Raw genomic sequence first — 9,282 nt, forward strand, 5'->3', positions numbered from 1 at the left:
AGGCCGGAGGCCTGGGTTTAGCGCTTCACGGCCGTCGGCCTGGTCAACTCAGCCCGCTTGCTCAGCAAATCGAACACCGCCGGATACGCCGGTCGTTCGATATAGCGTCCGGCCCCGCGCTCGGCCCGCAGGTCGCCGTCGGCCCAGACCAGCCGACCCTGGCTGATGGTGTGGCTGGGCACGCCGCGTACGGTCTTGCCTTCGAAGATGTTGAAGTCCACTTGCTGGTGGTGGGTCTTGGCGGAGATCGTCCGACTGCCCTGGGGATCCCAGAGCACCAGGTCCGCGTCGGCACCGACGCGGATCGCGCCTTTACGTGGGTAGAGGTTGAAGATTTTCGCGGTGTTGGTGGAAGTCAGGGCGACGAAGTCGTGCATCGACAATTTGCCGCTGTTGATCCCTTCGTCCCAGAGCACGGCCATGCGGTCTTCGATACCGGCGGTGCCGTTGGGGATCTTGCTGAAGTCATCGCGGCCGGCGGCTTTCTGTTCCGCGCAGAAACAGCAGTGGTCGGTGGCAGTCGTGTGCAGGTTGCCGGATTGCAGGCCATGCCAGAGCGCTTCCTGGTGCCCACGCGGACGGAAGGGCGGGCTCATCACATAGCCGGCGGCGGTCTGCCAGTCGGGATCGCGATAAACACTGTCGTCCAGCAGCAGGTGCCCCGCCAATACTTCACCGTAGACCGGCTGGCCCTTGCCACGGGCGTAGGTGATTTCGTCCAGCGCTTCTTTCGTCGAGACGTGTACCAGGTACAGCGGCGTGCCGAGGGTTTCGGCGATACGGATGGCCCGGCTGGCGGCTTCGCCTTCCACTTGGGAAGGGCGCGACAGCGGGTGGGCTTCCGGCCCGGTGATGCCTTGGGCCAGCAGCTTGCGTTGCAGGTGATAGACCAGCTCGCCGTTCTCGGCATGCACGGTGGGCACCGCGCCCAGTTCCAGGCAGCGCTCGAAGCTCGCCACCAAGGTGTCGTCGGCGGCCATGATCGCATTCTTGTAGGCCATGAAATGCTTGAAGCTGTTGACGCCGTGATGGCTGACCAACTCGCCCATTTCTTCGCGGACCTGTTCGCTCCACCAGGTGATTGCCACATGGAAGCCGTAGTCGCTGGCGCTTTTTTCGGCCCAGCCCCGCCATTGATGAAACGCTTCCATCAGCGATTGCTGCGGGTTGGGAATCACGAAGTCGATGATTGACGTGGTGCCCCCGGCAAGGCCTGCCGCCGTGCCGCTGAAGAAGTCTTCGCTGGCGACCGTGCCCATGAAGGGCAGTTGCATATGGGTGTGGGGATCGATGCCGCCTGGCATCAGGTATTGACCGCTGCCATCGAGCACTTCGGTCGCCGCCGGAACATCAAGGTTGTCACCAATGGCCTTGATCACGCCGTCGGCGCAGAACACATCGGCGCGATAACTTTCATCATGGGTAATAACGGTGGCGCCACGTATCAACAGAGACATTCCGAGTTCCTCGCAGGGCATGACCGACTGTTGCCGGTTCTTTATGTTTTATCCATCACGGTAGGTTAGTCGCGCAGTGTTTTAATCTTGTCACGACTGTCAGGATTAGACGCTAGCTTGAGTTATTGAAATGAGCAAGATTATTTTTTATAAGCTTATACGTTTTATAAGTTATTGAATTTAAAGTAATAAATATTCAAATCACCAAATTGGTGAGCATGCTCACCAATTTGACGCACTTGACAGGATCGCTATTTGAGCGAGATTTATCATGGTAAATCAGCCGCTTGAAAGCGCTTGTAGTGCGATCTAGACACTTCGCGTGGATCAGCGGCGCACCACTTTGAATCTCCCACTCGACAGGACGCGGAGGTCATCTAGCCTGAACATCGATGATCAGAGAGTGGAGCAGGACGACAAGTTGACCTTAAAGCGTTGAAGATCAAATGGTTGAAAGGAACATATCGATCACCCCGCCAGTTATTCAGGTCATTCGGCACGGTTATTGAGTGTCATCGTGGTCTGGCGGGGTGATCGGCAGTACGCGTGCAAGTACTCCAGCCATCGCCCGTCGATGAGCAAAAAATAATGAAAACAGTGGAGCGGACATGACCAGATCAACAGTGACCGAGCGCGACGGATTATTCGAACTCGAAGCCGGCAGCGACGTCCTCGACAGCCCCCGTTACAACCACGACATCGCACCTACCAAGGTGCACGAGCGAACCTGGAACAAATGGCACATCACCGCACTGTGGGTTGGCATGGCGATCTGCGTGCCGACCTATACCTTGGGCGGCGTGCTCACGGCCTATTTCGGCTTGACGGTGGGCGAGGCGCTGCTGGCGATCCTGTTCGCCAACGTCATCGTGTTGATCCCACTGACCCTCAATGCGTTCGCCGGAACCAAGTACGGCATCCCGTTCCCGGTGCTGCTGCGTTCGTCCTTCGGCGTCATCGGTTCCAACGTGCCGTGCCTGATTCGCGCCCTGGTCGCCTGTGGCTGGTTCGGCATCCAGACGATGTTCGGCGGGCTGGCGATCCACCTGTTCCTCGGCTCGGTGTTCGAAGGCTGGAAGAGCCTAGGCGGTACCGGCGAAGTGATTGGCTTCATGGTGTTCTGGGTCCTCAACCTGTGGGTGGTGCTGCGCGGCGCCGAGTCGATCAAGTGGCTGGAAACCTTGTCTGCGCCGCTGCTGGTTCTGGTGGGGGCCGGGCTGTTGGTGTGGGCGTTGCCCAATGTGTCGCTGACCGAGCTGATGGCAGTCCCGGCCAAGCGACCCGAAGGCGCTGGCGTGACTGGCTATTTTCTCGCCGGGCTGACGGCGATGGTCGGTTTCTGGGCCACCTTGTCGTTGAACATCCCGGACTTCAGCCGCTATGCCAAGAGTCAGAAAGACCAGATCGTCGGGCAGGTCATCGGCCTGCCGTTGACCATGTTCCTGTTCGCCTCCCTCGGCGTGGTGATGACCGCCGCCTCGGAAAAACTGGTGGGCGTGACCGTCTCCGACCCTGTGACGTTGATCGGGCACATCCAGAGCCCACTGTGGGTGGCGTTGGCCATGGTGCTGATCATCGTCGCCACGCTCTCGACCAACACCGCGGCCAACATTGTCTCGCCGACCAATGACTTCCAGAACCTGGCGCCGAAACTGATCGGCCGCACCAAGGCCGTGCTGCTCACCGGCCTGGTGGGGCTGGCGCTGATGGGCCACGAGTTGCTGAAAAAACTCGGCTGGATCGTTTCCGACGTCAGCCTGGAGTCGGTTTATTCGAATTGGCTGCTGGGCTATTCGAGCCTGCTGGGGCCGATCGCCGGGATCATGGTGGTGGATTATTTCCTGATCAAGCGACAGCAGTTGGACCTGGCCGGCTTGTACCGCGACGACATCTACCCGGCGTGGAACTGGAACGGTTTCATCGCCTTTGGCGTACCGGTGGTGCTGACGTTGCTGTCCCTGGGCAGCGATGCGTTCAGCTGGTTCTACAGCTACGGCTGGTTCACCGGCTCGGCGTTGGGCGGGGTGATTTATTACGGGTTGTGCAGTATGCGAGCGAGCCCGTCCGTCGCTAAAACCGCGGTGTGAAGGAGGGCCTCATCGCGAGCAAGCTCGCTCCCACACTGGATTGAGGTGCACAGCAGATCCCTTGTGGGAGCGAGCTTGCTCGCGATAGCGGTCTCAAACACACCCAAAAATGCCTGAAGAAAATGGAGATCCCCATGAACGCAGCCACCGACGTCCTGCAATCCACCCACCGGCACATCAACCGCGACCGCCTCTGGCAATCACTCATGGACCTGGCCCAGCTCGGCGCCACGGTCAAGGGCGGTGTGTGCCGGCTGGCCCTGACCGACCTCGATCGCCAGGCCCGCGACTTGTTCGTGCAATGGACCGAAGCGGCAGGGTGTACGGTCAGCGTCGACGCCGTGGGCAATATCTTCGCCCGGCGCCCGGGGCGCAATCCGAACCTGCCGCCGGTGATGACCGGCAGCCACATCGACACCCAGCCTACCGGCGGCAAGTTCGACGGCTGCTTCGGCGTATTGTCCGGGCTGGAGGTGCTGCGCACCCTCAACGACTTGGGCATCGAGACCGAAGCACCCTTGGAAGTGGCGGTCTGGACCAACGAAGAAGGTTCGCGCTTTGCCCCGTGCATGATGGGCTCCGGGGTGTTCGCCGAGAAATTCACCCTCGAAGAAACCCTCGCCAAGACCGACGCCGAAGGCATCACGGTGGGCCAGGCGCTGAACGCCATCGGTTACGCCGGCCCTCGGCAGGTGAGCGGTCATCCGGTGGGGGCGTATTTCGAGGCCCACATCGAGCAGGGGCCGATCCTGGAGGATGAGGGCAAGACCATCGGCGTGGTGATGGGCGCCCTCGGGCAGAAATGGTTCGACCTGACCCTGCGCGGCGTCGAGGCCCACGCCGGCCCCACGCCGATGCACTTGCGCAAGGACGCCCTCGTGGGCGCCTCGATCATCGTCGGTGCCGTCAACCGCGCCGCCCTCGGTCATCAGCCCCATGCCTGCGGCACGGTCGGGTGCCTGCAAGCCTACCCGGGATCACGTAATGTCATCCCTGGCGAGGTGCGCATGACCCTGGACTTCCGTCACCTGGAACCGGCGCGCCTGGATTCGATGATCGCCGAGGTCAAGCAAGTGATCGAAGACACGTGTCGGCAACACGGCCTGACCTTTGACTTGAAACCCACGGCTGACTTTCCGCCGCTGTATTTCGATCCGGGCTGCGTCGAGGCGGTACGCGACGCTGCCCAAGGCCTGGGCCTGTCCCACCTGGACATTGTCAGCGGCGCCGGCCATGACGCGATTTTCCTCGCGGAACTGGGCCCCGCCGGCATGATCTTCGTGCCCTGCGAAGGCGGCATCAGCCACAACGAAATCGAAAACGCCGCCCCCGACGACCTCGCCGCCGGCTGCGCCGTGCTGCTGCGCGCCATGCTGGCCGCCTCCCAGGCGATCGCCGAGGGGCGCATGGCGGCTTGAGGCTGCCAGGATAAAAGATCGCAGCCTCGTTGCACTCGGCAGCTCCTACGAGGGAGCGCCCTGTAGGAGCTGGCGAAGCCTCGGGCCGCGTTCGGACGATCTTTTTGCTTATCAAGCCCAAATAGCATCCCATAGAGGATAGTCACCCACGCGCGTCACCAGTCCTGCGCGCAAGGGATTGTTGATGATATATCTAGCGGCGTCTTTCAGATCCTCATCCTTGCGTAGTGCACGATCGTAATAGCCTCGCTGCCATAATCGGCCTTGTTGGCAACGGGCAAGGTTGATGGTTCGGCTGCTGCGGGATTTGATGCGATTCATCAAGCCGGCCAGGTTGCCAGCTTGCAACTGTGCCAACCAATGCAGGTGGTCTGGCATTACGACCCAGGCAAGGGAGGTCACCAGTGAGGCTTCTTCGGCACTGCGTAACTGTTCAACAAGCAGGCGGCCCAGCCGCCAGTCACTAAAGATCGGCTGGCGCTGGTGCACAACGGTGGTCAATAAGTAGATTCGGTCGAGCTCGTTTACTCGACCTTTGCGCAAACGACATCTATGTACTGCGATGGGCATTGGTAGATTTCCAAAAATTGGTAGAACACTGAAATTAGTCGTTGCGACGAAGGCCGGCTGGAAAAGCAATTGCGCAATATTTCAACGCACCAATTTTTGTAGGAGCTGGCGAAGCCTGCGATCTGTTGATCTTTTGATCTTTTGATCTTTCGCTTGAGATTAAGGTGTTTGGGAAAGATCGCAGCTTCGTTTCACTCAGCAGCTCCTACGCAGCTCCTACGCAGCTCCTACCCAGCTCCTACGCAGCTCCTACCCAGCGCCTACGCAGATATTGCGCAGCGCCTACGCAGCTCCGCGGGAACGTGTAGTCGCTGCGGATGGTCGTAACTTCCGTGCGCTTTTGACCCATGGAGACCCAATGAATCAGGATGTCCCGAACACCGACACCAATCGCCGCCAGTTGCTGCAGATCATTGCCGGGCTGTCTGACGGCGTCATACTCGTCGAGGTCGACCAGACCATTGCCTGGGCCAACGAGGCTGCATTGACCATGCACGGCGTCCAGGAACTGAGCGAACTGGGTGCCAACGCCAAGGAATATGCCCGGCGTTTCAACTTGCGCTATCGCAACAATCATCCGCTACCCGAGGACAACTATCCCATTGCCCGCGTGGCCCGTGGCGATGAGTTCAGCGATGTGCTGGTGGAGGTCACGCCAGTGGCCGACCCCGATCGCACCTGGGTGCACCGCATCCGCAGCATGGTGCTGGCCGACCGCGCTGGCGAGCCGGAATACCTGGTGTTGATTCTCAGCGATGCCACCGAGTGGGCCAGCGCCGAACAGCGTTTCGAAAGAACCTTCGCCGCCAACCCGGCGCCTGCGGTGATCTGCCGACTCAGCGACTTGCGCTACATCAAGGTCAACCCCGGCTTCCTGGAAATGACCGGCTACAGCCGCGAGCAGGTGATTGGCCGTTCGGTGTACGAATTGGATGTGCTCGAGGCCGCCGAGAAGCGCGACCTGGCCATCGAACGACTGGGGCAGGGCGCAACCATTCCGCAAATGCAGGCCGAAATGCGTTTGCCGGACGGCACGATCAAGCAGGTGATCGTCGCTGGCCAGCCCCTGGACCTGCACGATGAAGACTGCATGCTGTTCTCGTTCATGGACATGGAGCCACGGCGCAAGGCCGAAACGGCGCTGCGCCAGAGCGAGGAACGCTTCGCCAAGTCATTCCGCCTGTCTCCGGTGCCCACCTTGATCTGCAGCGGCGAATTGCAATTGCTCGAAATCAATGAAGCTTTCCTCCAGGCGACCGGTTACGCCAGCGAGGAACTGCTGGGCAAGACCGTGGACGAAATCGGCTTCCTGGACAAGGAGGCGGGCGCTGCGTTGTTTTCCCGGCTGGAGAAGGCTGCCGCCGTGTCGAGTTTCGACGTCAAGGTGCACAAAAAGGGCGGCGAGCAGATCGATTGCGAAGTGGCCGCCGATACCGTGTCCATCCAGGACAAGCCGTGCTATTTGCTGGTGCTGATGAACATCACCGAACGCAAGCGCTCGGAGCTGGAATTGGTGGCGGCCATCGAGGAAGTGATGAAGGACGCTTCGTGGTTCAGCCGGACCCTGATCGAAAAACTGGCGAACGTGAAAAGCATCAACGCGCAATCGCCCTCGACGTCGTTCACCGAACTGACAGCCCGGGAGCGTGACGTGCTGGGACTGATCTGCGAAGGGCTGGCTGACAAGGAAATTGCCGCACGCTTGAAGCTGGCCCCCAACACCGTGCGCAATCACGTGGCGACGCTGTATTCGAAGCTGGATGTCCACAGCCGCAGCGAAGCGATTGTCTGGGCTCGGGAGCGAGGCCTGTTCGGCAATGAATGGCGAATGAAGGCACTATAGTGGCTAGTGCATATGCACCTGGCGTTCTGGTGCAAATTCGGGTTCTACCCAGGCGGTTACGTCCCTAGGCTGGTGGGGTGCGGCATTGTTTTGAGTGCCGCGTCCCCACGAAACAGTCAAGGAATACGTCACGATGTGCAGCAAACCCTTTGAAAGTGAGACCAACAAGACGTCTGCGCGAGCCAGGAGGCCGGAGCTGTCTGCCGGTCATTTGCGACTTCGAAGCTGAGGTTCGCCCCATGACCCAACTGGCTCCGTTACGCGCCCGTCTCGAGAACAGCTTCGCGCCGCTGTCCTGTGAGTGCAGCCTCAATGGCGACGGCACGCTCACGATTCGTTTGTATCACCAGGAAAGCGGTGAGGTCGACCTGGTGGTCAGCGGCATGAGCGTCGACAGCATCCGCTCCGAAGAGGGCCTGGAGAAACTGGTCGATGAGTTGCGCTATGAGCTGCAGAACACACCGTTGCATCGAAGTGATCCTGCCTGAGCAATGGCGAGGTAGGCTGGCGAAGCCTGCGATCTTTTGATCTTGATCTTGATCTTGATCTTGATCTTGGGATTCAGGTGGCTGGGGAAAAGATCGCAGCCTCGCTTCGCTCGGCAGCTCCTACACAGCTCCTACACAGCTCAATACAGCTCCTACACAGCGCGGCGGGCTCTCTTGCGACGGGACAGGTTTTTACAACAACGTCGCCCGACAATCGAGCGCCAACCGCGCGCCGCCTGATGCGCTGCGGTCCACCTCCAGCGTAAACCCATGCAGGCTGACAATCGCGGCGACGATCGACAGGCCCAGGCCGAATCCGCCGTGTTGGCTGCTGCCTTCGGCGCGATAGAAGCGTCGGAATACTGCCTTGCGTTCGGCCTCGGGGATACCGGGGCCGGAATCGAGCACTTCGATGCGGGTGCTGTCGCCCTGGTCGATGCCCTTCAGGATTACCTCGCCGCCCGGCGGGGTGAATTTGATCGAGTTGCTCAACAGGTTCGATACCGCTTCGAATAGCAACGCCCGGTCGCCATTGAGCAGGGGCAGGGCGTCGGGCACATCCAGGGTGAAGACCAATTCGCGCTCTTCGGCCAGCGGCAAGTAGAAGTCATGCAATTCCTGCAATAGTTGCAACGGATCGAGGCGCACGAAACCTGAGCGGCGCTGCTGGTCCTCCAGTTCCGAAATCCTCAACAGGCCACGAAACCGCGCCATGAGCGTATCGGTCTCGGCGATCACCTGGTCCATCTGCAACGCTTCGGGGGAGCCGTCGGCGGCTTCCTGCTGGATGCGATAGAGCTGGGCGCGCAGGCGGGTGAGCGGGGTGCGCAAATCATGGGCGATGTTGTCGCACACGCCCTTGACCTCGTTCATCAACCGCTCGATGCGGTCGAGCATGGCATTGACGATCGCCGCCAGCATGTCCAGTTCATCGCGTCGGCTCGACAGCGGCAGGCGATGGGTCAGGTCGCCAGCGACGATGGCTTCGGCACTGGCCTGCAGTTGGCGAATGCGCTGCAACGGTCGGCGGCGCAACAGGTGCCAGCCAGCGACGCCCGGCAGGATTGTCAGCGAGACGCCCCAGAACAGCGCGTGCAGGATGATGCGTGTAACGGCGAACAGCGAACCGTTGTCCCGCGCCAGTACCAGCCAGCGGCCGTCCTGTGTCCGGGACGCCACCGCATCGCAACTGTCGGAAGGCACGTCCGGATCGTCGGAATCCACGCAGCCGCCGAGCATGTGGATCTTGCCGTCGAGCGGCAGGTCGGCGGGGATTCGCTGGATCGGCCCGCTCAAGTGACGCAACTGCGGGTCGAACAGGCCGTAGGCGTCGACGCCGCGCTCGTCCAGCGTCAGGCTGGCCATGAGCGCATCTTCCAACTGATCGCCGTGGATGCGCGCGAACAAGTGCTGGCGCTG

General features: G+C 60.7%; 7 protein-coding genes. 4 read left to right on the forward strand and 3 right to left on the reverse strand.

The annotated features are described in order from the left end of the window. Nucleotides 1-17: 17 nt before the first annotated feature. Nucleotides 18-1,457: a dihydropyrimidinase gene (gene hydA / locus OC610_RS14730; RefSeq protein WP_264428653.1), complete on the reverse strand. Its 1,440-nt coding sequence runs from the start codon at nucleotides 1,455-1,457 to the stop codon at nucleotides 18-20. Between the two features lie 608 nt (nucleotides 1,458-2,065). On the opposite strand from hydA, the gene OC610_RS14735 reads away from it, so the two are divergent. Further along, complete coding sequence (locus OC610_RS14735) at nucleotides 2,066-3,544, forward strand: NCS1 family nucleobase:cation symporter-1 (protein WP_264428654.1); 1,479 nt, start codon at nucleotides 2,066-2,068, stop codon at nucleotides 3,542-3,544. A gap of 134 nt (nucleotides 3,545-3,678) precedes the next feature. Continuing rightward, the gene (locus OC610_RS14740; protein WP_264428655.1) at nucleotides 3,679-4,962 is read left to right on the forward strand and encodes a Zn-dependent hydrolase; all 1,284 of its coding nucleotides are present in this window, start codon (nucleotides 3,679-3,681) and stop codon (nucleotides 4,960-4,962) included. Between the two features lie 111 nt (nucleotides 4,963-5,073). On the opposite strand, the gene OC610_RS14745 is transcribed toward OC610_RS14740, so the two are convergent. Next, nucleotides 5,074-5,532, reverse strand: a complete 459-nt coding sequence (locus tag OC610_RS14745) for an REP-associated tyrosine transposase (protein WP_264428656.1) — start codon at nucleotides 5,530-5,532, stop codon at nucleotides 5,074-5,076. Between the two features lie 358 nt (nucleotides 5,533-5,890). Between OC610_RS14745 and OC610_RS14750 the strand changes: the two genes are divergently transcribed. Then, complete coding sequence (locus tag OC610_RS14750) at nucleotides 5,891-7,375, forward strand: helix-turn-helix transcriptional regulator (RefSeq protein WP_264428657.1); 1,485 nt, start codon at nucleotides 5,891-5,893, stop codon at nucleotides 7,373-7,375. Nucleotides 7,376-7,614: 239 nt separating this feature from the next. Then, nucleotides 7,615-7,863 carry a DUF1652 domain-containing protein gene (locus tag OC610_RS14755; RefSeq protein ID WP_264428658.1) on the forward strand — a complete coding sequence of 83 codons (249 nt, stop codon included), beginning with the start codon at nucleotides 7,615-7,617 and terminating at the stop codon, nucleotides 7,861-7,863. A 192-nt stretch (nucleotides 7,864-8,055) separates the two neighbouring features. On the opposite strand, the gene OC610_RS14760 is transcribed toward OC610_RS14755, so the two are convergent. Further along, nucleotides 8,056-9,282: sensor histidine kinase (locus OC610_RS14760; protein ID WP_264428659.1), on the reverse strand; the 1,227-nt coding region annotated here is incomplete at its 5' end.

It is taken from the genome of Pseudomonas agronomica (genome assembly GCF_025917275.1).
Classification (GTDB): Bacteria; Pseudomonadota; Gammaproteobacteria; order Pseudomonadales; family Pseudomonadaceae; genus Aquipseudomonas; species Aquipseudomonas agronomica.

Bases quoted from the DNA above. Each gene is read 5' to 3' on its own strand.
- OC610_RS14740 (WP_264428655.1), top strand. From the start codon at position 3,679: ATGAACGCAGCCACCGACGTCCTGCAATCCACCCACCGGCACATCAAC.
- hydA (WP_264428653.1), bottom strand. From the start codon at position 1,457: ATGTCTCTGTTGATACGTGGCGCCACCGTTATTACCCATGATGAAAGT.
- OC610_RS14745 (WP_264428656.1), bottom strand. From the start codon at position 5,532: ATGCCCATCGCAGTACATAGATGTCGTTTGCGCAAAGGTCGAGTAAAC.
- OC610_RS14755 (WP_264428658.1), top strand. From the start codon at position 7,615: ATGACCCAACTGGCTCCGTTACGCGCCCGTCTCGAGAACAGCTTCGCG.
- OC610_RS14750 (WP_264428657.1), top strand. From the start codon at position 5,891: ATGAATCAGGATGTCCCGAACACCGACACCAATCGCCGCCAGTTGCTG.
- OC610_RS14735 (WP_264428654.1), top strand. From the start codon at position 2,066: ATGACCAGATCAACAGTGACCGAGCGCGACGGATTATTCGAACTCGAA.